Below are 24,908 nucleotides of genomic sequence, written 5' to 3'. Positions count from 1 at the left end.
GATGGAAAGAACCGAAGAATTTTCAGTTTTAAATAGAGCAGCTCAAATTGAAAAACTACAAACCACAAAATTTGATTTGGTAGTAATTGGTGGCGGTGTTACTGGAGCAGGAATAGTTTTGGATGCAGCTTCACGCGGTTTAAAAGTGGCTCTTGTGGAAAAAAATGATTTTGCTTCTGGAACTAGCAATAAATCCACAAAATTAATTCATGGTGGCTTACGTTATTTAAAACAGTTTGAGATTGGTTTGGTAAGAGAATCCGGTTCTGAGCGTGCCATTGTTCATAAATTAGCACCGCATTTGGTCATTCCAGAAAAAATGTTGTTACCTCTTGTAGAAGGTGGTACTTACGGAAAAATGATGACGTCCATCGGGCTAAAAGTTTACGATTTTTTAGCTGATGTAAAAGGAGATGACAGACGCCAAATGTTAAATAAACAAGAAACTTTAGAAAAAGAGTCATTACTAAATAAAGATGTTATTTTAGGAAGTGGTCTTTATGCAGAATATAGAACAGATGATGCTAGATTAACTATTGAGGTGCTTAAAAAAGCAGCTTCTTTTGGAGCTACCATAATCAACTATTGTGAAATGAAATCTTTTAACTACAATGATGATTCTAAAATTAAAAGTCTAAATTGCAAGGACCACAATACGGGAAATACCTTCAAAATTAAAGCAGGAAATTATGTCTCTGCTGCTGGTCCATGGGTTGATAAATTACGCACCAAAGACCACTCCATGACCAACAAATATTTACACTTAACAAAAGGTGTTCATATTGTATTTCCGAATGGAAAACTACCCGTAAAACAACCACTTTATTTTGATGTGCCAGACGGTAGAATGATTTTTGCTATACCAAGAGGTCGTGCTACTTATGTTGGAACTACAGACACCAATTATTCAGGAAATTTAGACCGTGTTGTTGCCACTAAAAACGATGCGGAGTATCTTTTAAATGCCATTAATGGCACATTCCCAGATGTTAATTTATCCATTGATGATATTGAATCAAATTGGGCGGGCTTAAGGCCATTAATTCATGAAGAAGATAAAGACCCTTCGGAATTATCAAGAAAAGATGAATTATTTATTTCTGAAAGTGGATTGATTTCAATTGCTGGAGGAAAACTAACAGGCTATCGTAGAATGGCGCATCGTGTTATTGAAGCGGTTTTAAAAACCATGAAGAGTAAGCATAAAAAAGGCCTAAAAAAGTCTAAAACAGAAAAAATACCTTTAGTAAGTCCTTCCCTTGAAAATTCGCATAACGTAGAAATTTATCAAAAGGAATTAGAAATAAAACTTTTAGAATTGGGGATTTTAGATACGTACCATGCTTGGTATTTATGCGCTACTTATGGAAAACAATCAGATATCATTATCGATAAATCAAAAACATTTGATAATAAAGATGCCTTAGAACGCTTAATTAGAGCTGAACTTTGGTACGCTATACATCACGAAATGACTAATAGCTTAACAGATTTCTTTGTACGTCGAACAGGAAGACTATATTTCGATATTCCAAGTGTGAAAAAATATATGAAACTCATTTTTGATGATTGTTCAAGTTATTTAAATTGGGGTATAAAACGTATCGCTTCAGAAAAAGAAAATATGGAACTGCTTTTAGAGGATGCATCCACCTATTACGAAAAAGAGTTTGAATAAATCATAGATTTAATATGAAAAATAGAGCATTGAATTTAGTGACTTTTTTATTTATATTGATACTCTTTATCAGTTGTGGAAAAGAGAAAAAAGAAGCTACTACAAAAAAGATATTTAACACCCTTGACGCTTCAGTTTCAGGAATTGATTTTTCAAACACACTTACAGAAAACGATAGTTTAAACTATTTCACATACTCCTATTTATATATGGGAGGTGGTGTTGCTGTTGGTGATATCAATAACGACGGGCTAAAAGACGTTTTCTTTACAGGCAATCAAGTGTCAAATAAGTTATACTTAAATAAAGGCAATCTTCAGTTTGAAGATATCACTAAAAAATCAGGGGTCTCAGGTGATGAAAGATGGTATACAGGAGTTACGATGGCTGATGTAAATGCGGATGGTTTTTTAGATATTTATTGCTCAGTAGCTGGAAAATTTACTCCAAAATCTAACGAACTCTATATTAATAATCAAGACGGAACATTCACGGAAAAAGCCGAAGAATACGGATTAGCTGATGCCGGACAGAGTGTGCAAGCAACGTTTTTTGATTATGATAAAGATGGTGATTTAGATGTTTATGTTGCAAACTATCCAATAACAAAATTCAACGCTTCAGTTTATGTTTATGAGCAAAAAATGAAAACTGTAAATGACATTGAATCTGATCATTTGTATAGAAATGATAATGGCAAATTTACTAATGTTACCAATGAAGCTGGTGTTAAAAGTTTCGGGTTAACCTTAAGTGCAACCGTTGGAGATTTAAATAATGATTCTTGGCCAGATATTTACATTTCAAACGATTTTGCTTCTCCTGATTATTTATATATGAATAATCAGGATGGCACGTTTAGAGAGGTGGTAAAAGAGGCCACATCACATACAGCCTTTTATGGTATGGGTGTTGATATTGCCGATTTTAATAATGATGGAAATTTAGATGTTTTTCAAGTGGATATGGATGCTAAAACCAATAAACGTAAAAAAGCAAATATGGCAGGTATGAATCCCGATTTGTTTTGGGGTGTTGTTGATGCTGGTTTTCATTACCAATATATGCAGAATTGTTTACAAATGAATACTGGTGTTTTTGAAAATGGAAACCCATTTTTTTCAAACGTATCTAGAATTACAGGGGTGTCATCTACAGACTGGAGTTGGGGACCACTTTTTGCAGATTTTGATAATGATGGTTTAAAAGATTTATTCGTTTCAAACGGTACACGTCGTGAAGTGAACAACCGTGATTTCTTCAATCAGATTGATGATGCCTTTACTATCGATAGTGATAAAACGTTGGAGATGAGTTTAAAAATTCCTTCAGAAAAAATTGATAATTTCATCTATAAAAACAACGGGGATTTAAACTTTACGCAAGCCAATAAAGATTGGGGAATTGAATTTAAAGGGTTTTCAAATGGTGTGGCTTACGCTGATTTGGATAACGATGGAGATTTAGAAATCATCACTAATAATATTGACGATAAAGCTTCTGTTTTTCAAAATAACAGTTCAGAAATAAATAACCATATTACTCTTCAATTTGAAGGCACAACCAATAATAAATTTGGTTTAGGAAATCGTGTTTTCGTTACTGTAAATGGAGAAACGCAAATGCAAGAGTTGACACTAACCCGTGGTTTCCAATCTTCTGTTGCACCAGAATTACATTTCGGTTTGGGTCAATCAGATAAAATTGCAGAACTAAAAGTAGTTTGGTCAGATGGTTCTGTAGAAATTAAAAAGGATGTCAAAGCAAATCAAACGCTAATTTTTAATCATTCCAATGCAAGTCTTGAAAACGAACAAATAAACCTGAATAAACCTATTTTTAATTCTAAGATTGAAGGACTTTTTCCAGAGCATAAACATGATGAAAACCCCTTTGACGATTTTAAATATCAAGTCTTATTGCCACATAAAATGTCCGCTTTTGGTCCTGCGCTTGCTGTAGGCGATTTAAATAACGACGGATTAGATGATTATTTTGTTGGTGGGGCTTTTAATAGAACAGGAAGTTTATACTTTCAAACTGAAAGCGGTTTTGAAAAACAAGAAAACTCAGTTCTAGAACAAGATCAATTAAGTGAAGATGTTGGTGCTTTAATTTTTGATGCTGATAACGATGGCGATAATGATTTATATGTAGTTAGTGGTGGTTATGAATTCTCGTCGAAATCTAAAATGCTTCAAGACCGTCTTTATATTAACGATGGTTCAGGAAACTTTACAAAATCAAGTGCGCTCCCTGAGATGATTACAAGTGGTTCAAATGTTTATAACCTAGACTTTAATAAAGATGGTAAACAAGATTTACTCGTCTTGGGTAGACAAATTCCTGGAAATTACCCTGCTCCTGCCAACACATATTTATTAGAAAATAAGAGTAAAAATGGTATTGTGAAATTTGAAGATGTTACTGCGATTCACGCAAAAGCATTTCAGAATTTAGGTATGGCAACATCGGCGGTTATAACTGACTTTAATAATGATAATTCAGAAGATATTATTATTGTAGGAGAATGGATGCCTATTCGTGTTTTTGAAAATACGGATGGAATTTTTAAAGAAATTTCAGAAGAAGTCGGACTTAATAAAGATACTACAGGTTGGTGGTGGAGCATTAATGAAGGCGATTTTGATGGCGATGGCGACATGGATTATATTGTTGGAAACAATGGTTTAAATTATAAATACAAAGCCACAGAAGATGAAACCTTCGATATTTATGCGAATGATTTTGATAACGATAATAAAAAAGACATTGTTTTAAGTTACTACAATGAAGGCAAACAATATCCTGTTAGAGGTCGCGAATGTTCATCGCAGCAAAATCCAAATATTAAAGAAAAATTTAAAAACTATGAGACCTTTTCAAATGCCACACTTGTTGATGTTTACGAAAAAGATGCCTTAGAATCTGCTATCCATTATCAAGTAAAATCCTTTGCAAGTGTATATTTGGAAAATAAAGATGGTAAATTTATTATTCATGAATTAACTGTTGAAGCTCAAATATCTAGTATCAATAAAATCTTGGTAGATGACTATGATAAAGATGGGGCTTTAGATTTTGTAATTGCTGGTAATTTCTTTAGCTCTGAAGTAGAAACACCACGTAACGATGCTGGATTCAGTCTTTATTTAAAAGGAAATAGTAAGGGGGAGTTCGAGGCTTTATCACCATCAGAAAGTGGGTTGTTTATTCCTGGCGATGTTAAAGATTTAGATAAAGTTACTGTAAAGGGACGTGATTTTTTGATAGCGACAAAAAATGATGGTTATTTACAATTTATCTTAGTTAATTGAAAGTTGATATATTAATGTAATTTGTACCTTTATACTAACAAAGACAAATAAAATTTGTTTTTAAACCGTTCTTTTTGACTTTAGTGTACAATCAGGTGAACAACTACAGTTAATAGTGTTTTAAAAGTTTGACATACAGGGTGTTATGATTGCTTAATTAGTCCTGCCACCCCGACTTTTTAGTAAACCAAATAGCAACAAAAGCTTGATAATCGTATGATTATCAAGCTTTTTTGGTTTTATGGTAATCATTAAGTTGGTTTGATTTGATTAAAACGTGACCTGTTCGGTTACCTTGTTCTAAAATGTATAAAAAAGGTAACCGAATGTATTGATTTGACTTTTGTTTTGATGTTCAATTATTAAAACAAAAACGTATGAAAACTTTAAATAGATCTTCAGTATTCTGTTCTGGCCGCAACTGGCTTTCAAGAAAAGAAATGCATCCCCTTTATTCTAGGATTAGAGTTAACTGAAAAAGAGCAGAGATCTCCGTACAGCCTTTTTGTTTCCGAAATCTGACTCTTGTGAAATAAAAGAAAATAGGGGTGAGGGTTAAAACATGGTTTTAAATTTAAGCAATTCTAAACTCCGCCCAAAGAGGATAGTGATCTGAAAGCATATAAGAGATACTCCTTTTAGATAAATTCCGATTTCTTAATGCAATAGATAAAAAGTCAAAATTACCGGCTCCTAAAAAGTCCAAAGATAAATTTGGTACATTACTATTATTATTGAACCAAGCAATCTGGTCGTAATATTTGGTTTCATTAAAAATAGAGCGGGTAATCAATGGATCTTGTAAAGCATCAGGCACATATAACCCTTCAGATAAAAATGTTTTATCTAAAAGATCGCCGCGTGCATCAATATTAAAATCGCCAAGGGTGATTAAGTTTTGATGATAAGCATTCATGTCGCCTGCCCAATCAGATAGCCATTGTGCTATACCTTTAAGTTCCCGAATTCTTTCACTTGATTTTTTTCCATATTTAATATGAAGGGTCACCAAAATAAAGGTCTGGGAACAGGATTTAAAACTTACCGCATAAGGAGTTCTGACAAATTGCTCTTCTAAAGCATCTTTAGAGATATCTCCTTTTAGCCTTTCTTTTGGCACAACTAATTCACAGGCCAATCCGGATAAATTTACCCTACGGGTATCAAATATAAAGGCCATCCTTTCTCCGTTGCCACTACTGCCTTTAGTTACGTCCGTTAATATTAGGGACCAATGACTCCCTAAAAGCTTCATTACATCTCTTAAGCCTCTAATATTAGCTTTAACCTCCTGAACTGCGATTACGTCAAAGCGTTTTATAATTGCGGCAATGCATAAGATAGAATGCATATCGCGCTTAGGACTATCTTCTTCTTCTGACTTCCATTTTCTGGTATAATTACCGAAAGCGCGAATATTCCACGTAGCAATAAGAAGATTTCTATCAATTTCCTTAAAAGGAAGGTGTGCATCCAAATCTTTATTTAAAAGATTTATATTCATTTGTATATCATCTGGTGGAGCGTCTAAAATAGTGGCCATAATAATTTATTTATCTAATTTCGGATATAGCCAGTCTGGCTGATCCTTAAACTGCAACCAGTCCCGTAATAATTCGGCATGTAATTCTTTTAAACTATTTTGAACGGCAGTGTCGAGAGATTCAAAACCACTTTCTTTACTATTAATAATTTCTGATACATAAACCATTAAATCCTGACAGCAGCCTACCTGACCACTAACAACCAATGCTTTAATCTTTTCTTGCTTAAAATCATCATTGGTAAACCAAAGGGTAGTGCTAAATTCAGAGGCTTTGTCAACATATTCCTTAATGTTCTTACCAATGATCTCCAGATAGGTTTCTCCCTTTAATTCAGGATAAAATGTCGCCATAAATGCAAAATTTTTACTGGTTTTTTTAAAGTCAACAACGGTAAGTTCCTTTATGAGACAAGATACCCTACGAAAGTCAAATCGCTCATTTTCGTACAACCCATTGTATTGTAATTGTCTAATTCGTTTTAAAAAAATATCAGGAAATAACAATTTTAAAGAATTTATCCTGTCTAGCAACAGCACTTCCAGCCTTCCTATTTTCGTCTTCTTGTAATCAAAGAACGTTAGACGTTCTTCAAAAAAATCTGGGATGAGTTTCTTTAGATATAAATTAAAATCCTCAACCCATCCTTTAGCTTTTTTTACCAACCATGATCTGGCAACTGCAGAAAAAACTCCTAATATGAATATAGCTATTCCAATTCCTGAGGTAATATTATTTTGAAGGTTTCCAAGAGCGATCAATAGTAAACCAATGGCACAAATAATAATCGGTAGCCAAATAGAATTCTTTTTGATTTTTTTAAGCCTATTCAATTGGTCTCCCAGCGTACGGTCTCTAAATCTGCCTGCTTTTTCTTCTGAAAACCGGAAGGGTGCCAGGTATGGAGAAGACACATCACATAAAAAATACAAATCGAAGGCTGTTGTACTCTTTTTATTTTCATAGCGTAATAAGGACGAGGTGCCTTGATTGTCAAAAATGCCGCCATCCATTAGTCCCATACTGCCACCTTCATCTTTTAATTTTTTTTGAATCATGCGATAAACCTCTGAATCTGGATCAAAAAAATCATCAGGAAGGGATAAGGGTTCAAACCCTCCCGGAAAAGCCGAAGAAGCCGCCACTATATCCCCAACACGAACGTCAATATAATGATTATTTGATATTCTAAGTTCATTGGTTCCGAAGAAATTATAACTGCCACCATGTTGAAATCTAAACTGAAGTCCCGTCAGAAATTCGGTAGCATTAAAACAGACAAATTCCAAGTGAGAATTCTCCAGACTATTTAAAACCTCAAGAGTGTCATTTTTAAATAAAGTTTCATCATATATTTCTGCAAATGCATTGATCAGATTTTTCTTTTTATAAGCATATTTCCAAATTCCCTTGGTACTTATTTTGGTCAAAGCGTCCTTTACCAAATCTTGTTCCCGCATCCATTTCAGCAGCTCATGATAAATTTTGTTGAATGGTTTGTTTTTTTGAATACCCACCGCATAGAATGCGCCTGTAATTGTACCTCCAGATACTGTAGAGATAGCCTTTACATTTTCTAGAAGGGGCTTGTTGTTATATTGTATAGCGTTAAGATAACTTAAAATGCCCAAGTGAAAACTGGCTGCTCGGTAGCCGCCACCACTCATTGAAAGAGCAATTCGCTCTAAGGGATTCCATGAGATTTCTTCTTTATGTTTTATAAAACCCTCTTCCATAATAAAAAGTTTTTATAAATATAAATAATTAAAATTCAATGCTTTAAAGTCTAAAAGCTAATTTTTAACCTTATGTCAACTATTTGATATAAAATTGACCTTAAATAAATAATAACGTAATAGTTCCTCTTATAAATTGCTGAATAATCAAGTTTATAGGACTGATTCTGTTACTGAAAGTAAACGAGTTGAAAATATAAAATGAGGCTCTTCGTTACTTTTTTCTTATACAAACCTCAATAATTTCAACCTATCAAATTGCAGATATAATTTACTTAAGACGCAAACTCTGTTACTCCAAAAATTTACCATTTAGCAATACTACATCATATTTTTAGAGAATATTAACGGTCAAAACATTTCGGAGTCTTTTTAAAAATGAGATATTTATAACACATATAATGAGCTTATGTTATACAATTATTGTGAGTCATACTGACCAGCCGTATATTTATCACTTTCTGTTTTTGCTATACACAAAGCCTACGCTCCAAAAACCGAAAAAGCTAAAATTGCCAACGCAATATTCGTATAATCTGAATAAATTTCTTTACATTTGACAAAATTGTCAAGGCAAAATATTCAAGATGATGAAAGAAACATTTGGAGAGTATATTCATAAATTAAGGACAGAAGCGTCACTAACTCTGACAAAACTTGCAGCTGCTCTCGATATAGACCAGTCAACCTTGTCTAAAATTGAAAACGGAAAGAGAAATATTCCAGAAGAAATTCTTCCCAAATTAGCTGACATTTTCCATTTAAATATTGACCAGTTGGAAAAAGAATATTTCAGTGAAAAAATAGCTGAAATGATTTATCCAAAGGAAAACTCAAGTGAATTTCTAAAACTCGCTGAACAAAAGGCTGAGTATAAAAAACTCACAAATTTGAAACAAGGAAAAATAGATTTTAAAAATGCTTAAATATTCAAAAATCCGTAAAGATTTGGACATTGAAAATATGAATGGAAATGCTGAAGATTTAGCATTTTTCACTCATTATCTTCAGAATCATACAAATGGTGTTTCTAAATCATTTAAGAAAAGAGCGGTTGAATATTACAACCAACAAAACACCAACTTAAGCATTGCTTCTGAACCAGAGTTACAAGCAATGCTTCCTATTAAATGGGATATTCCATTTCCAAGCCCTCAAAAGCCAGAATTTACTTTTATTGACCTATTTGCAGGAATTGGTGGTTTTAGAATCCCTATGCAAGAAATTGGTGGCAAATGTGTGTTTTCATCCGAGTTTAATTATCACGCACAAAGAGCTTACGAATTGAATTTTGGAGAAGTTCCATTTGGAGATATAACTAAATTGGACTTAAATGCTGTTCCAAAACATAATGTATTATGTGCGGGATTTCCTTGTCAACCCTTTAGCATTTCAGGAAAAATGAAAGGCTTTGAAGATACGAGAGGAACTCTGATTTATCACATTTTTAAAATTATAGAAAAAAGAGAACCAGACGTAGTATTGTTAGAGAACGTAAAACATCTTTTGTACCACGATAAAAAAAGAACGCTTACCACAATCATCCAGCATTTAGAAGAATTAGGCTATAAGGTTTCTAAAAAAGTTTTAAATGCATCAGATTTTGGCTTACCTCAAAACAGAGAACGCATAATAATCGTGGGTCATAAAAATAAAAAATTCGATTTCTCTAAATTAAAAACAAAATCTAAACCGGTTTTAAAAAGCTTTTTAGATAAAGAAAATGACTTTGAGTTTTTAAATGAACCATATACTATTCTTGAGGAAATGAAAACTCAAGATTCAGGTTTAATATTCGCAGGTTATAGAAATAAAACGATACGAAAAGCAGGTGTGCGACCAAATACAGAACATTTGTCTCGTGTTCACAAGCAACCAAACCGAATATACTCTACAGATGGTGTTCACCCAGCATTACCATCTCAAGAATCATCAGGAAGATTTTGGATATATCACGAAAATGAAGTTAGAAAACTCACGATTCAAGAATGTTACAAAATTATGGGCTTTCCTAGAAAATTTAAACTAATAAACAATAAGTCTGAATTGTATAGGCAAGTCGGTAATTCAGTTGCTGTTCCAATGATTAAGGAAGTAGCTTCACAAATAAAAGAACAGTTAATTACATCAATCAAGATAAAGGATGCCGAATACATTTCTTAGAAAAACATTTGACAAATCAATGAAATTAGTTGGTTCTGACAACACAATCAAATCGGATTTACCAAAGACAATAACAAAACATTTGGATGTGATTATTAGTAAGTCAGAATCTTCAAAAGGAGTACTAACAGTTGTTCTTACTAGCTTAATCTATAAAACTCTAAAACCAACACAGGATATTAGAAATCACCAGACAAGTATTGATAACGGATATTCTGGTAGAACATTTGATACAAAGTATGTAACACCATTTCTAAAAAGCATAAAGTTTCCTTCAATGGCGGAAAGCGGTTGGTTGACACGTTCTCTTGAGCAAAAAGTTCCTTATGATAAAAATTACTCAGGAGCAATAAGACCTGACACACTAAAAACATCATTTTTAGAAACTATTGATTTTATCCAAAAAGGTCAAGATTTAGATAAGTGCTTAAGCTATTTAATGCAAGGATTAATCATCAAAAGAAATAGTCAGGAAATTGACTTGGCAAAACCTTTAAATCTTCCCATTGCAACAATAATTGAATTGCTTACAAAACATTTCAATGCCAAATATACAGCAGACGGAGTTTCTCGTCTTCCTGTATTGGCATTGTTTGCAGCTTATGAATGTCTTATGAAAGAAGCTAAAAGGTTTGAAGGAAAAACTCTTCTTGAAATTGAAAGTCACACTTCGGCTGATACTAGAAGTGGAAGGATTGGAGATATTGATATTGTTGATGAGAGAGGAAAAGAGTTTGAGGCAGTAGAAGTTAAACACGGAATACAAATTAATGCACAACTCGTTAAAGACGCTTTTGAAAAATTCAAGACAACACAAGTAAATAGATATTACCTATTATCCACTGCTGACATTGAGTCAAGTGAATCGGAAAAGATCGATAAAGAGATAGAAAGAATAAAGAACATTCACGGTTGCCATGTCATTGCAAATGGACTTATAAACTCTCTGAAGTATTATTTACGCCTTTTATCTGAAACGTCTGAATTTATATCAAACTATGTGGATTTGATAGAATCTGACACAGCTTTGAAATATGAACACAAGAAAAAATGGAATGAAATAATTTCAGCAATGTGATGCCAATGCATAAAGCCAATACACATTTGCAATTTGCTCAAGCCAAAAATTGCGAAAGAGTATGTCTTCGCCAACGTTGTCCAGTTTTCGGAAAAAGTAAAATGACCCGAATGAGATGGGAACAAGATCATTAAAGTTCATGTTTTTTTCACAGTTATCCTCAAAAACGATGCACAAGAAAAGTGGAATTAGGCAAATAATAATCCGAGATTGGAATTTCATTTAATGGAACCTAAATTTATACATCACATTATGAAACCTTTAAGACTCATGTTTTTAAAATTTTGCCTACTGATTTTGATTGATTGATTGATTGTTATTCTACAAGCATTGGCGCTTGGACTAAATGTAGGCAGGATCTGATTGAGAGAAAACCCTCATAAACTTACGTACCACAATGGATACAAAAAACACTTGGTGTTGACTCAAATGGCTCTTGGGATTATAGTTTTATTATAGAGAATAGTAAAGAAAAAGTAATAATTAAAATCATGCAATATGTTAACCCTAAACACTTGTGATTCGTCCCAAATGGTTTAAATTTATATGTAGCACCTATGACTTGCACTTACATGATTTTCAATCAATAGAAATATAGAATGGGATTTAAATTGATATTTCGAAGAATACAACTTTTATTTGCTTGTATTTTGGTACTCTTTTCATGCAAAGACGACACCAAGTATGAGGACATAACGCAGAATGCCTTTTTTCTCTCTACAAAGAAAATACCAGACAGTCATTTCCTAGGAGATCAAGAATGTAAAAAATGCCACCAACAGGAGTTTAAGGACTGGGAAGGATCTCACCATGATAAAGCAATGCAGACGGCAGACAGTTTATCTGTTCTGGGAGATTTTAATAATACTACCTTTTCGAGTCAAGGTGTCACCTCGCATTTTTATAAAAAAGGTTCTGATTTTTTTGTAAACACCGAAGGACCAGACGGCATCAATCAGGATTATAAAATCATATATACCTTCGGAGTCACCCCATTGCAACAATACATTGTACAGTTTCCCAATGGCCATTACCAATGCCTAAGAACGGCTTGGGATGTCATTGAAAACAAGTGGTTTGATTTGTATCCAGATTTTAAAGTAGTGCATTCAGAATGGTTGCATTGGTCCAGAGGTGCTTTAAATTGGAATAATATGTGTGCTGATTGCCATTCTACCAATGTTAGAAAAAATTATGACGAAAAAACGCACAGCTACAACACGACATACGCCATCATTAACGTTAACTGTGAGGCCTGTCATGGAGCCGGCAAACAGCATGTAGAAGACGTCAATAAACTAGGCGAACATTATAAAGCCTCGGGAGCGATGCGGATGACCATGGAAACTGCTCCAAAAAATTTAATTGACCAATGTGCTCGATGTCATATGAGGCGCGAACAGTTTTCCGCATCCTATAACTTTGAAGGTACTCTGTTAGATCATTATTTTCCGCAATTGATAGAAACTCCTATTTATCATGCCGACGGACAAATATTGGATGAGGATTATGTATTTGGCTCATTTATTCAAAGTAAAATGTATCAAAACAACGTAGCCTGCAACAGTTGCCATAATTCACATTCCTTAAATTTGAAATTTGAAGGAAATATGCTTTGTACGCAATGCCACAGTTCTCCACAATATGACACACCAAAACATCATTTTCACGCCAATGGGACAGAGGGTGCCCTGTGCATAAATTGCCATATGCCGGGCAAATACTATATGGGCAATGATTTTAGAAGAGACCATAGTTTTAGAGTGCCAAGACCTGATTTGAGTTTAAAATATGGCACGCCAAATGCGTGTGTCGGATGTCATAAAGACAAAACGAACGAATGGGCCTGGGAATCTTTTAAAACGCTTTATGGACAAGTGGATTCTCTTCATTTTTCGGATAAATTAACGCCCGGTATTTTAGGTGAGCCAGGCGCCGATGTGGGTTTATCAGACTTAATAAATGATCATCATCAGCCAGAAATGGTGAGAGCATCGGCCGTAAAGGCATTGTCACAGTATCAAACAAACAATTTGATCGATAAGTATTTAGCCTTATTAAATGATGAGTCTCCCTTAGTACGTGGCGCTACTCTGGATGTTTTAGGCGAAATTAATACAACAGATTACGATAGCTACTTTTTACCCTTATTAAATGACAGCAAAAGAACCGTTAGAATAAAAGCTTTTTATGCTTTAAGCGGCACAACAGAACTGCAAATACCCGAAAAATACAGAAGTAGTTATCAAAAAGTAAAAACGGAATTTTCTACCTATTTGAATACGAATTCAGATTTTGTAGGCGGACAAATAAAAAAAGCCAATTATTATTTGAAACAAGGCAACCTTCCAATGGGAATAGAAGGGCATGAAAAGGCTTTAGAGATAGATGGCACCGATAATAGAATCCGACTTAATTTGGCGAACCTTTATTATAGAAATCAAGAGTTTAAAAAATCGGAAGAGGCTTATAAAACAGTGGTGTTCCAAGAACCTGAATACGGTCCTGTATATTACTCATTAGGATTATTATATGCTGAACTTAATCGCACAGAGGAGGCCATTGAATACATGGAACAAGCAATGCGTGTAATGCCAGAAAACATTCGGGTATATTATAATTTAAGCTTATTATTCGATAAAAATAAAGATGTTTCAAAAGCCGAAATAACACTTCTTGACGGATTAAAAAAGGATGGAACAAATGAGAGTCTATTATATGCCTTATCCTTCCATTATTATAACAACAAGGAAATAGAAAAAGCAAAAAAAATACTAAAAAAATTAGTTCAACTATATCCCGCAAATGATGAATATAAACGTTTTTTACAAAACTTAAATTAGGACCTGGGGTTTACACCTCCAACTGTGATCGCTCTAATAAAATATTTTGAAATGTTTTAAAAAATATTATTATCCGATAAAGAATTAAGACCGCTACGCTTATAGTCCCGATAGCGGGAAAAGAACAAAGATTTAATTATAACTGACTGATAAACAATCGTTATCTACATCAAATTTGGCCCAATCACTATTAGTGAAATTAGTTTTGGAAAACAAGGTGTCATTTTTAAGATCTCGAGCCAGGTCATGCTTTTATGGAGTTTGCAAACTTTTTACCTGTTTTACCGGACACTGATGTTTTACAAATATAATTTACAGGGTGTTGTGAGTTTTCAATTAGTCACACCCCGAGGAATAAAGCCCAATAAATCATAAGATTTATGGGCCTTATTTTATTTTAACAAGGCCAACCCATAAATTAATAAGCTTGGTAATTGCTATCAGACACTTCAAATAATAGGTAGCGAGCAGTTTCCAACACCATAAAATCAAATCTCCTTATCATAAGATTTCTTGATTAATTCAGCCTTGCTGTTAATTTCTAAAGTTTTATAAATATTCTTAATATGACTCCGCACCGTATCTAGCGATACAAATAGATCATCAGCAATCATTTTATAACTTTTTCCATCCACAATACCGATCACAATATCTTGTTGTCGTGGTGTAAGCAGTTGATTTTTTATAGATTTTGGCGCAAAATGATTGGCTATTTTTCTAGCGATGGAGGGCGACATATAAGAACCACCGTCAACTACAATTTCAACAGCTTCCTGAATTTTTTTCAAGGAGGTCTTTTTGGATAAGTAAGAGCAGGCGCCTGCACACAAAGCTTTAAAAATACTATCACTATCTTCAAACGTGGTCAGCATGATGATATCTGTATTTGGCAATTCATTTTTTAATAATGGAATACCGTCAATACCTGACATTCCCAATAAATTAATATCCAATAATATAATGTCCAACGTTTTTTCTAAATGAGGAAAATCTTTTAGGAAAGACTCAATAGAAGATGCTACCAACACACATTCGGTATGAGAAAGCACATCAAAAAAATCACATAAACTCTCTTGTACTAAGGCATCGTCTTCTATTATAGCTAGCCTAATATTTTTCATAGTATTGTTATTATAAACCAATGTAAAGTACTTATATTAAAATACTTACACAATCACATTAAGATGTGGTTCTTACAAATGAAAGGGGAGATGTAAATGAACCGTAAAGCCACTTTCTTTTTTAAAATGAATCTTGCCTTTAAGTTTTTCAGCTCTCAGGGCCATATTAGCCAATCCAAACCCCGTCGATTTATAGGACTTTTTAAGACTGCCATTATCTTTAATAACAATGTCGCATCCATTTGGTTGGTTTATAATACTGGCGGCTAACCGTGTGGCATCAGAATGTCTTAAAATATTGGTAATCGCTTCTTTATAGATCATAAAAAGGTTCTGTTTGGTTTGCGCTGACAGCTTTCTGTTAGGATGCCTAACGCTGCTACTGTCAATTTGAAATGAAATGTTTTTTGGCAATAACAATTCTTCAGCTAATTCGTGCATACGCTCTATCAAGTCTTTTACAGTTTCGCGTCTGCTATCAATACTCCAAACCAAGTCGCGCATTTGAGAAATGGCATTTCTACTGATGCTGGCAATCTTTTGGAGTTTAAATTTATCTGCTTCACTGGCATTCATTTCCATGAGCTCTGTTTGCATGGCCAATCCTGAAAGCAGGGAGCCAACATCATCATGTAAATCGCTCGATATTTTAGTGCGCAGCCGTTCCATAGCTAGGGCTTGTTGAAATCGATATCTGAAAATAGCATACATAAATCCCACCATTACCAACATGACAAGCATTATAAACCACAATTTTTTATAAAATATTTGACCTACGTGTATTGGAATGGATAACATGGCCGCACTCTCATTGCCTCGAGAATCCTTGCCTTTAATTTTTAGCACATAATTACCTGCTGGTAATTGGTTGTAACGCAGAGACGCCACATTGCCACGATAAAACCAACGGTCTTCAAAACCTTCCAACTTCGTGCTATAGGTGTGTTTTTGATTCTGAAAATAACTTGGCATTGTCCAATTGATTTCAAAATACTGATCGTAAGGCGACACCTCTAATGATGTAAATTCTGTTTGACTATAATCTGTACTGAAGCCCTTTCGGTCTTTGCTATTATACCCTGCAATGCCCAAGAGACGCAAGGTTGGTGGTTCTGAATATTTTAATACCTCTGTAGGTTTGAACTGGTTAAGTCCGTTCATGCCTCCAAAGTAGAAATTGTCTTGGCTATCCTTAAAGAACGAGGTATAGTTAAACTCAAAATGCGAGAGACCATCTTCAGTGTAAAAATTCTGAAAGATTTCAGACTTTTTATCAAAATGCGACAAGCCATTGTAAGTACTGATCCAGAGGTTGTTTTGAGCATCAGTTAAAATGCCCACAATATTCTCATCGGGCAACCCTTGATATTTGGTATAGACTTTCGCTGTTTGGCCATCTTCAGAAATAAAGTTCAAACCGCCACCGTAGGTTCCTACCCACAGGCTTCCATTGGGTTCTTCTTCAATAACCAGGACAAAATTTCTAGAGATATTTGGTTGCGAATTTGTAGTGTATTGGGTTTCAATACGGCCGCTAAGATGCACTTTTAACAAGCCATCATTTCGGGTTCCAATCCAGAACATACTATCGGAGACACTTTCCTTAAAATAAGTAAAGTCGGCAATATCAGTTTCATTATTGAAGTCTTTAAAAACAGGTTCACTTGTCTCGGTGTCAGGATCAAAAAGTACCAGTCTTGAGAGGCTTTGGCCAAACAGTAATCTTCCATCCTTGAGCTTAATTAATGGGTTGTGTTCTTTAAAGGTGACATTGGGTCTAAATTCTTCATAGCTTTTTGTGGCGCCATTTTTTAAATTTATTTTCAATAAATTTTCTCCAAGGGTAAACACATTCTGCTTTTTACCATCTAGAACATAAAAATTAGCGGTGTACTGCAACCCCTCTAATGACAAAGGGTCAAGTTGAATGGTTAGGGTATCAATCTTTCCTGTAATTGTTTTATAAATAAGCTTGTTTTTGCTTTCACATTTCGCAAATATGGTTCCGTTGGCATCTTCAAAAATGCCCCGCATCGTATGGCCCCAACCTTCACTATTCGATTTAAAGAGTGGTGTAAATAACTCTTCTCCAATGCGTATTTTAAATAAGCCGTTATCAGTTGCTACCCAAAGCAGTTTGTTGACATCTATAAAAAGGTCATTGATTTTGGTATATTCAAAACGAGCCTGCAATTGCGCAGTATAGTCCGTGAATTTACCATCCGGACTCATACGAATCAATTCTTTGTTACTGGCAAACCAGAGGTGTTTTTGATAATCTTCTATACCATAATAAAATTGATGCACGATATCAAAAACGCGTTTTGAAGATAAATCTGTTTCGTTTAAACTAAAAACACCGCGTTCCTTCTGTGGAAAGTAGTAGTGCGTATTCTGACTATCATAGAAGGATACTGTAAATTGCAACTCATTTCCATGCCATTGAAAGGTTGAAAAATTAAAGGTCTTTAATAAATTGCCCTTGGTATCAAATTTCAAACTTTCTAAGGGTGTACTCCATAAAAGATCACCATTTTTATCGCTGATCAATCTACTATAGGGATGTTTATTTCTAGGTATGGCATACTTCACATCAAATGTTCCGTTTACTAATTTTTGGAGGTATTGTTTTGCTTGCCCATGCCTAGCAGTTAAAAAATCATCCGTAATAACCCAAATATTATTTTCTAAATCTTTTAATAACCGTAAGACGTTTCCCTTTAAATTATCTGTCTTGCCAAACGCAATGACTTCATCAGTAGTTAATTGAATTTTAAACAGGTTTTCATTCGCCATATACCATAATTCATTGGTAGTCTCATCAAAAACCAATTCTCCTGTAATAAATTCTTTTTCAATATAAAACGGATTGCTCTTATCAGAATTGTAGACCTTAAAATGATAGCCATCATAACGTACCAAACCGAGGTCTGTACCAAACCACATGGCGTCGTTATGGTCTTGTGTAATGGAGGTAACATCTCTAAAGATTAAACCTTGTTCAGTAGTGAGGACATCTATTTGTGAAGGATTCTGCGCAATGAGCACATTATTTACAAGAAGCAAATAAATAAGAGTAACAAAAGCTATTTTCTTTACAAGAGGTTTCAAAGCTTTTAAGGGTGCATAGTATTAGGTAACTCTCAAATATACAAAAAGATAGGGTTAAAACCACATTAATATGTGATTGACAATGAGGATTATACATCCTAATTTAGTAGTCATTAAACAGTTGCTGTAAATCACACTTTTTAATTAATCGAACACACTTCCCCTAGAACCTGATTTGGCTTATAATAATTGATAGCATAAAACACTCAGCTTCAAAATGGCTTACACTTTTGAAAGTTGTCCTAATCCATACAATTATTATGAAAAACGGAAATCAATTATTTCATCAAATACACATAATAGCCCGCCATTGTGGGGAAAAGAAACAAATGTCATCTGTTTCTACCCACATAAAACAAAAACCATTCAATTGATAAAGTTGGAGTTGAACAACTAAGACAAACAATGCAATACTAACCCGTACGTCTATGACGGACACAAAACCAAATATTATGAAAAAAACAATTCTTGTAGTACTCTTGCTATCAGTGTTTATTGGCTACGCACAAAAAAATAATGGAACCGTTTATATGGAACATCCTACAATAGATGTTGTTGATCAATTTGTAAAAGCCTCCGTTGCTGGAGATAGATCTAAAATGGGGAGTTATTTAACTGACGATTTTAAAGCTTATAACGGAACCTCCAATAACCAAAATGATAAGGGAAGGGACAAAGAAGCATTTCTTAACAACCAAATGGTGTATCATGATCAGCTAGACTATTACGCTATAGAAACCTATCCAGGATCTTACGCTGATGCCATTGAATATAAAAAAGACAATCCCGATAAAGAGGTTTGGGTACAAACTTGGAACATAATGAAAGGGGTACAAAAAAACACCGGGGTTAAAATTGATGCCGCAGCGCATAGATTATACACCCTTACCAAAGACAATAAGATCAAAACCATTATTGGTTATGATAATGAAGGTGTTATAGACGAAATCAGGGCAAGCTTCGCCGATAGAACTAATGGCACTATTTACAACCATCATGAAAACATCAATACCGTTAGGAAATTGATGTATGCCATGGAAAACAACGATTGGGACAAAACGTACAGTTTTTATGATGAAGACGTACGCTTCCTGGACTCGAGCTCTCCAACGTTTGAGAGTGTTTCTTTGGAGGAACAGAAAGTCGTGGACAAACAAATTTTAGACAAATTTGAAGTTACCAGCATCGATATGGTAGGCTATCCTGACTATTTACATTATGAAATGGGAGACGCCCGTGTGGTACAATCGTGGTGGAATATAAATTTAATCCGCAAAGCGGACAAAAAAGCTATTATTCTACCCATTCATTATCTAATGGATTTCAATAAAGAAGGAAAAATAACTTCAGAAACAGCGTATTATAACGCAAAATTATTGGACTAAAGAGTCTAACAATTGTAAATAAAACAAGTCTATTCTAATCAGTTCGTCAATGATGAACACAAATCAAACATTATGAATTTTTCAAGGAAGAATCACGAACGCCAAAGCAAAATTTGGAGCGTGAGTAAAAAATTAATCTTTATTATGCTTTTGCTGCCGTTTTTGGCACTATCGCAAAATAGCACTGAGTACGCCATATTCGAAAATGCATTGTTAATAGCCAACCCAGCGCAAATAACCCAATTTGAAGAAGGGGTTATGGCACACAACAAAAAATACCACGGAGACGGACCTTATGGCGTACGTGTGTATTGGATTTCCAACGGGCCTAATACAGGGAATTATGTTTGGAATATGGGACCATTTCCATGGAGTTCTTTAGACGGTAGACCTGCTCAAAAAGAAAGCCATGACGCAGATTGGAACACTAATGTAGCGGCATATACAACGGTAGGAAGTGGTGTTCAGAGTTATTGGCGCTTTGAATCTGATCTGTCCAGGTTCTCAAAAGATTTCACCATAAAAAATATGGAGGTGGATTATTGGGATGTTAAACGCGGCAAAATGGAGGACGCTAAAAAATTAGTTGAAAAAATAACTAAAGTATATGCTGATAAAAGTCCTGATGAAACTTACGGGATCTATACTAATGAATTTTCAAGTACCAAAGAAGGACGGGACATGGCAGTAATTTCATTCTTCGATAAATCGGCTTGGCTAAGTCGGAATAACAATTTTGTTGAAAAATATGAAACGGTTCACGGTGCCGGTAGTTGGAAGACCTTCTTAAACGACTGGATGGCTGTTACTGATGGGGGCGAGACTGAAATTTGGATTTACCGTGCGGATTTAAGCGGAATTAGTGGTGATGTTAAAGTTTCTGAAAGAAAATAAAAATTAAATAGCATTAATGTGCGGTATGGCAAGGCTATAGCGCACATTTTTTATTATCTAGTTAAAGGTAAAAACCCTGCTCCCGAGCTATCGGGATTCATTGCAGTTACTTTAGTTTCTATAAATTGTTAAGGGTATTTTGTCATTTCGACAGAGCGAGGAACGAGTGACGAGAAATCTTATAATATTGAGATTCCTCTTCGTGCCTCATTCGGAATGACAAACTATTCTCAGAAAAGAATTTCATTCTTTTCTTTAAAACAATGGATTTGAAATCCATAGTGGTTTATGGAAGCCTAAAAATAAAATTCGAAATAAGTATCATAAGAAACTATCTCATCATAGTGTTGAGAAGCTCTTCAACACATTAAATTAGATTCCGATGATTTAAAATAATAAGTGTTCACTTCATGCGCTGAACAAATTTAGCCGATAGTGAAAGATAATTTTAAAAAATTAATCACCTTTCTTTTCTAAACGACTAAGACATAAAACACTGTAATGAAGAACTTTGGTGCTTTGGAATTCTAACACTGTGAAAAAATTAATAAACTCAATTTAAGACCGATAATAACCCACTTATTCCTGGTCAAAACTCAAGATTAAATCCCCACAAAATGAAAAAAATAGGAATTGGTATGGTACTTGTTTTTTTGATCGGTTCTCAGATAGGCTGCAAATCTCTAAAACATTCAAAAAACACTTTCGACACAAGGCAAAATGAAGTCTACATAGATTCCATGATGATCAATGCACTCGAAAAAGGTTTTTTTCCTGGGGCTCAAGTTGTGGTGGGTCATAAAGATTCTATTTTTATTATGAAAAATTATGGGTATCATGATTATTCAAAACAACAACCGGTTACAACAGATGACGTGTATGATTTAGCCTCTATGTCCAAAGTTTTGGGAGCCACCCTCGTAGCAATGCGTTTGGTTAGCGATGGTAAAATAGATTTAGACGATAAATTGGGTGACGTGGTCAACACTTATAAATATACAGCCATTGCCGATTTAACCCTTTTTGAATTGTTAACCCATACCTCAGGTTTGAAATCAGGAATTACGTTCTATAAAAACTTGTTATCAACGCCCAATGGTTCATCGCTTTTAAGTGCGGAAAAATCCTCTGATTATCCTGAGTTATTTGACAATATGTATGTGAATAAAAACATTGTTTACAATTCAACATATCTCGTTTTCGAACCAAACGACACCTATATTCAGATTTATAAAAACATGTGGCTGAATCCAGAATTTTATAAAACCGTTTCAAATGAAATAGCTTTGGCGCGCATCCATCCTCGTGGTAATTATCTATACAGCGATTTGAATTTGATTCTTGTACAACACATGGTGGAGGCTAAAACCGGTAGACCATTGGACGTTCTTGCCAAAGATAACTTCAGTCCGTTAGGCATATCGAAAATTGGATATAATCCTTTAAAATGGACAACTGCACAACATGTGATACCGACCGAGATTGACAATTTTTTCAGAAAAGACACTTTAAAGGGGTATGTACACGATGAAACTGCTGCTATCTTGGGTGGTGTTTCAGGAAATGCAGGCTTATTTGCCAATGCCGCTTCCATCTCTGTCATTTGCCAAATGCTACTTAATAAAGGAGTACATCAAGATAAACAAATTCTCAATTCAAAAGTGGTAAGAAAGTTCACCAAATCGCCACTGACCAAAAAAGGAATTTATCGTGGCATTGGTTTTGATAAACGAAAACCCAATGAGTTTTATAAAAAACACGATTTTGGCCATACGGGTTATACCGGGACTTTTTTCTTTATGAACCCTGATAATGATCAATTTTTGATTATTCTTACCAATCGTGTCAATCCAACCCGAAGCAACAGATTGATGTATGAAGATGATTTTAGTCCGAAAATTTGGAAACACATAAACACTTCAAAGAATTGAGAAAAACCAAAGTGCCGTTTTTACCTAAAAGTTGACTTAATATTTATCATGAAAATACTCATTGGTACGTACTTCTTTTTGTTGTTTGCTCAGTGCTTCGTGGGCGCGAAGTTCAACGCGCCTTATTTTTCCCGAAATAGTCTTAGGTAACGCTTCAGTAAACTCGATGATTCTGGGAATTTTATAACGTGATAGATGCGCCTCAGAATAGTGGAACAGTTCTTTTGCCAGTGCCTCAGATGCTTCCGTTCCACTTGCCAAAACCACAAAAGCCTTGATGGCATTAGTTCTCAATACATGGGGGCTGGCCACCACCGCAGTTTCTAATACCTTAGGATGTTCTAGTAATATGCTTTCCACTTCAAAAGGGCCAACTCTAAAGTCAGAGGCTTTAATGACATCATCGTCCCGCCCCACAAACCATAAATAACCTTCTTCATCTTTGTAGGCTTTGTCTCCCGTGTAATAAAGTCCAAATTTAAAAACCGAAGCATTGCGTTCCGGATCGGTTAAATACGTTTTAAAGACGCCCGTGACCAGATCTCGATGGTGCCTGAGGCAAATATTTCCTTCCTCCAAAGTTTGCACTTCTTGGCCATTATCATCCGCAATCAAAACATCATACATAAACGTTGGTTTGCCCATTGACCCAAATTTCACCTTCTGGCCCGGCAAATTTACAACCAACGCTGTGGCCTCGGTTTGCCCATAGCCATCACGGATAAGAATACCCGTCGCTTTTTTCCAAACTTCAATAATTTCTGGGTTTAAAGGTTCGCCCGCAGCAACACACTCCCGTAAGGAAAAGTTATAAGATTCTAAATCTTCCTGAATGAGCATTCTCAAGGAGGTAGGAGGAGAGCAAAAAGTATTGACTTTTAAATCTTGAATAGTTTGTAGTTGTTCTTTTGGCACAAAACGATCACAATGATATCCTAGAATAGTTGCTCCTACATTCCACGGTGCAAAAAAACTACTCCAAGAAAATTTCGCCCAACCCGGTTGTGAGATATTATAATGTAAATCGCCACGTTGCACACCAACCCAAGACGTTGTTGTTAAGTGACCCGTAGGATAGCCGTAATGTGTATGGACCACTATTTTAGGCATCCCCGTGGTACCCGATGTAAAGAAATAAAATAGATCATCATCAGGACGTGTTTTGGCACCGGTGGCATTTTTAGACTCCAGTTGAATCTGATTTATGGAAACCCATCCTTTTCTGGTTCCATCGGTTATGATCTTTAATTTTATGCGACCACCAACAGTTCTTTCCGCGGCATCAATTTTAATCGCATTTGCAGAATCGGCCAGAGCTACTTGAGGAAACACGGATTCAAACCGAAACTCTAAATCACGTGTTTCTAAACTTGTAGAAGCAGGAATGATTACAATCCCAGCTTTAATACATGCCAGATATCCGTACCAATTAGGTGGCACAAGAGGTAATTGGATGAATATTTTATCGTGTTGCGCAATACCATACTTTCGTAGTAAGTTCAAGAACTGGTTGCTTAAAGAAGAGATCTGTTCAAAAGTATAAACTTCTTGCTGCTGATTGTATTTCCATAGCAAAGCGTTGTCATTGGGGTATTGCTCGACATTAAGTGGCTCAAAAATATCGGTAACCCAATTAAAATACTTCGGTTTTACAGGGGTAAGATCATGTAAACCATCAAAGTGTCCTTCTTTTATAGCTCGAGCTACCCGTTGGTATAATTCTAAAGCTTCCATAAATATTTACTTTGAATTACTAAAATTATGCATATAAATTACATATGCAATGCCAAGGAGTATAAAAAGTTACAATTTGAGTAAAAAAAATCAATACCATAACTGCTTAAAGCAATTCCTGTTTTTTGAATTTTAAACCAAAAAATCATCAGCGTCCGGTAAAACAGGTAAAAAGTTTGCAAACCCCCTTAAAGCATGATCTGGTTCGAGAACTTAAAAATGACACCTTGTTTTTGAAACCAATTTCACTTAGAGTGATTGGGCAAATCTAATTTATAATAAGTGCTGTTTATCAGTTAGTTACAATAAAGTCTTTGTTCTTTTCCCGATAGTTATCGCGACTATAAGCGCAGCGATCTTAATTCTTTATCGG

At 34.8% G+C, this 24,908-nt stretch carries 14 protein-coding genes; 9 read left to right on the top strand and 5 right to left on the bottom strand.

The annotated features are described in order from the left end of the window. Position 1: 1 nt before the first annotated feature. Both JEM65_RS19985 and JEM65_RS19980 read left to right on the top strand, forming a co-directional pair. Positions 2-1,678 carry a glycerol-3-phosphate dehydrogenase/oxidase gene (locus JEM65_RS19985; protein WP_199603348.1) on the top strand — a complete coding sequence of 559 codons (1,677 nt, stop codon included), beginning with the start codon at positions 2-4 and terminating at the stop codon, positions 1,676-1,678. 14 nt (positions 1,679-1,692) lie between these two features. Next, a complete protein-coding gene (locus tag JEM65_RS19980; RefSeq protein WP_199603347.1) occupies positions 1,693-4,995 on the top strand; it encodes a CRTAC1 family protein in 3,303 nt (1,100 codons plus the stop codon). 574 nt (positions 4,996-5,569) lie between these two features. Here JEM65_RS19980 and JEM65_RS19975 read toward each other — a convergent pair. Further along, complete coding sequence (locus JEM65_RS19975) at positions 5,570-6,538, bottom strand: endonuclease/exonuclease/phosphatase family protein (RefSeq protein ID WP_199603346.1); 969 nt, start codon at positions 6,536-6,538, stop codon at positions 5,570-5,572. 6 nt (positions 6,539-6,544) lie between these two features. Beyond that, entirely contained in the window at positions 6,545-8,275 is a 1,731-nt protein-coding gene (locus tag JEM65_RS19970; protein WP_199603344.1) for a patatin-like phospholipase family protein, read from the bottom strand. A 587-nt stretch (positions 8,276-8,862) separates the two neighbouring features. On the opposite strand from JEM65_RS19970, the gene JEM65_RS19965 reads away from it, so the two are divergent. The 4 genes from JEM65_RS19965 to JEM65_RS19950 all read left to right on the top strand — a co-directional run bounded on the left by JEM65_RS19965 (position 8,863) and on the right by JEM65_RS19950 (position 14,359). Further along, complete coding sequence (locus tag JEM65_RS19965; protein ID WP_199603342.1) at positions 8,863-9,201, top strand: helix-turn-helix domain-containing protein; 339 nt, start codon at positions 8,863-8,865, stop codon at positions 9,199-9,201. Continuing rightward, positions 9,194-10,438 carry a DNA cytosine methyltransferase gene (locus tag JEM65_RS19960; RefSeq protein ID WP_199603340.1) on the top strand — a complete coding sequence of 415 codons (1,245 nt, stop codon included), beginning with the start codon at positions 9,194-9,196 and terminating at the stop codon, positions 10,436-10,438. The genes JEM65_RS19965 and JEM65_RS19960 overlap by 8 nt, the downstream gene beginning before the upstream one ends. A 19-nt stretch (positions 10,439-10,457) precedes the next feature. Further along, the gene (locus JEM65_RS19955; RefSeq protein WP_199603339.1) at positions 10,458-11,516 is read left to right on the top strand and encodes a hypothetical protein; all 1,059 of its coding nucleotides are present in this window, start codon (positions 10,458-10,460) and stop codon (positions 11,514-11,516) included. 599 nt (positions 11,517-12,115) lie between these two features. Then, the gene (locus JEM65_RS19950) at positions 12,116-14,359 is read left to right on the top strand and encodes a tetratricopeptide repeat protein (RefSeq protein ID WP_199603337.1); all 2,244 of its coding nucleotides are present in this window, start codon (positions 12,116-12,118) and stop codon (positions 14,357-14,359) included. A gap of 488 nt (positions 14,360-14,847) precedes the next feature. On the opposite strand, the gene JEM65_RS19945 is transcribed toward JEM65_RS19950, so the two are convergent. After that, complete coding sequence (locus tag JEM65_RS19945) at positions 14,848-15,480, bottom strand: response regulator (protein WP_199603335.1); 633 nt, start codon at positions 15,478-15,480, stop codon at positions 14,848-14,850. A 72-nt stretch (positions 15,481-15,552) separates the two neighbouring features. Beyond that, positions 15,553-18,591, bottom strand: a complete 3,039-nt coding sequence (locus JEM65_RS19940) for a sensor histidine kinase (RefSeq protein ID WP_199603333.1) — start codon at positions 18,589-18,591, stop codon at positions 15,553-15,555. Between the two features lie 452 nt (positions 18,592-19,043). On the opposite strand from JEM65_RS19940, the gene JEM65_RS19935 reads away from it, so the two are divergent. The 3 genes from JEM65_RS19935 to JEM65_RS19925 all read left to right on the top strand — a co-directional run bounded on the left by JEM65_RS19935 (position 19,044) and on the right by JEM65_RS19925 (position 22,801). After that, on the top strand, positions 19,044-19,976 hold the full coding sequence (locus JEM65_RS19935; protein ID WP_199603331.1) for a nuclear transport factor 2 family protein: 933 nt from the start codon (positions 19,044-19,046) through the stop codon (positions 19,974-19,976). 120 nt (positions 19,977-20,096) lie between these two features. Then, a complete protein-coding gene (locus JEM65_RS19930; RefSeq protein WP_307810569.1) occupies positions 20,097-20,870 on the top strand; it encodes a hypothetical protein in 774 nt (257 codons plus the stop codon). 617 nt (positions 20,871-21,487) lie between these two features. Continuing rightward, the gene (locus JEM65_RS19925) at positions 21,488-22,801 is read left to right on the top strand and encodes a serine hydrolase domain-containing protein (RefSeq protein ID WP_199603329.1); all 1,314 of its coding nucleotides are present in this window, start codon (positions 21,488-21,490) and stop codon (positions 22,799-22,801) included. 36 nt (positions 22,802-22,837) lie between these two features. On the opposite strand, the gene JEM65_RS19920 is transcribed toward JEM65_RS19925, so the two are convergent. Continuing rightward, a complete protein-coding gene (locus JEM65_RS19920) occupies positions 22,838-24,535 on the bottom strand; it encodes an AMP-binding protein (protein WP_199603327.1) in 1,698 nt (565 codons plus the stop codon). Between the last annotated feature and the right edge of the window lie 373 nt (positions 24,536-24,908).

Source organism: Gelidibacter salicanalis (genome assembly GCF_016469035.1).
In the GTDB taxonomy this organism is placed as follows: Bacteria; Bacteroidota; Bacteroidia; order Flavobacteriales; family Flavobacteriaceae; genus Gelidibacter; species Gelidibacter salicanalis_A.
The sequence above is the reverse complement of the archived record's forward strand: the minus strand, read 5'-3'. Positions and strand labels throughout refer to the sequence as shown.

Coding starts and splice junctions, on each gene's coding strand:
- JEM65_RS19985 (WP_199603348.1), top strand. CDS start 2: ATGGAAAGAACCGAAGAATTTTCAGTTTTAAATAGAGCAGCTCAAATT.
- JEM65_RS19980 (WP_199603347.1), top strand. CDS start 1,693: ATGAAAAATAGAGCATTGAATTTAGTGACTTTTTTATTTATATTGATA.
- JEM65_RS19975 (WP_199603346.1), bottom strand. CDS start 6,538: ATGGCCACTATTTTAGACGCTCCACCAGATGATATACAAATGAATATA.
- JEM65_RS19970 (WP_199603344.1), bottom strand. CDS start 8,275: ATGGAAGAGGGTTTTATAAAACATAAAGAAGAAATCTCATGGAATCCC.
- JEM65_RS19965 (WP_199603342.1), top strand. CDS start 8,863: ATGATGAAAGAAACATTTGGAGAGTATATTCATAAATTAAGGACAGAA.
- JEM65_RS19960 (WP_199603340.1), top strand. CDS start 9,194: ATGCTTAAATATTCAAAAATCCGTAAAGATTTGGACATTGAAAATATG.
- JEM65_RS19955 (WP_199603339.1), top strand. CDS start 10,458: ATGAAATTAGTTGGTTCTGACAACACAATCAAATCGGATTTACCAAAG.
- JEM65_RS19950 (WP_199603337.1), top strand. CDS start 12,116: ATGGGATTTAAATTGATATTTCGAAGAATACAACTTTTATTTGCTTGT.
- JEM65_RS19945 (WP_199603335.1), bottom strand. CDS start 15,480: ATGAAAAATATTAGGCTAGCTATAATAGAAGACGATGCCTTAGTACAA.
- JEM65_RS19935 (WP_199603331.1), top strand. CDS start 19,044: ATGAAAAAAACAATTCTTGTAGTACTCTTGCTATCAGTGTTTATTGGC.
- JEM65_RS19925 (WP_199603329.1), top strand. CDS start 21,488: ATGAAAAAAATAGGAATTGGTATGGTACTTGTTTTTTTGATCGGTTCT.
- JEM65_RS19920 (WP_199603327.1), bottom strand. CDS start 24,535: ATGGAAGCTTTAGAATTATACCAACGGGTAGCTCGAGCTATAAAAGAA.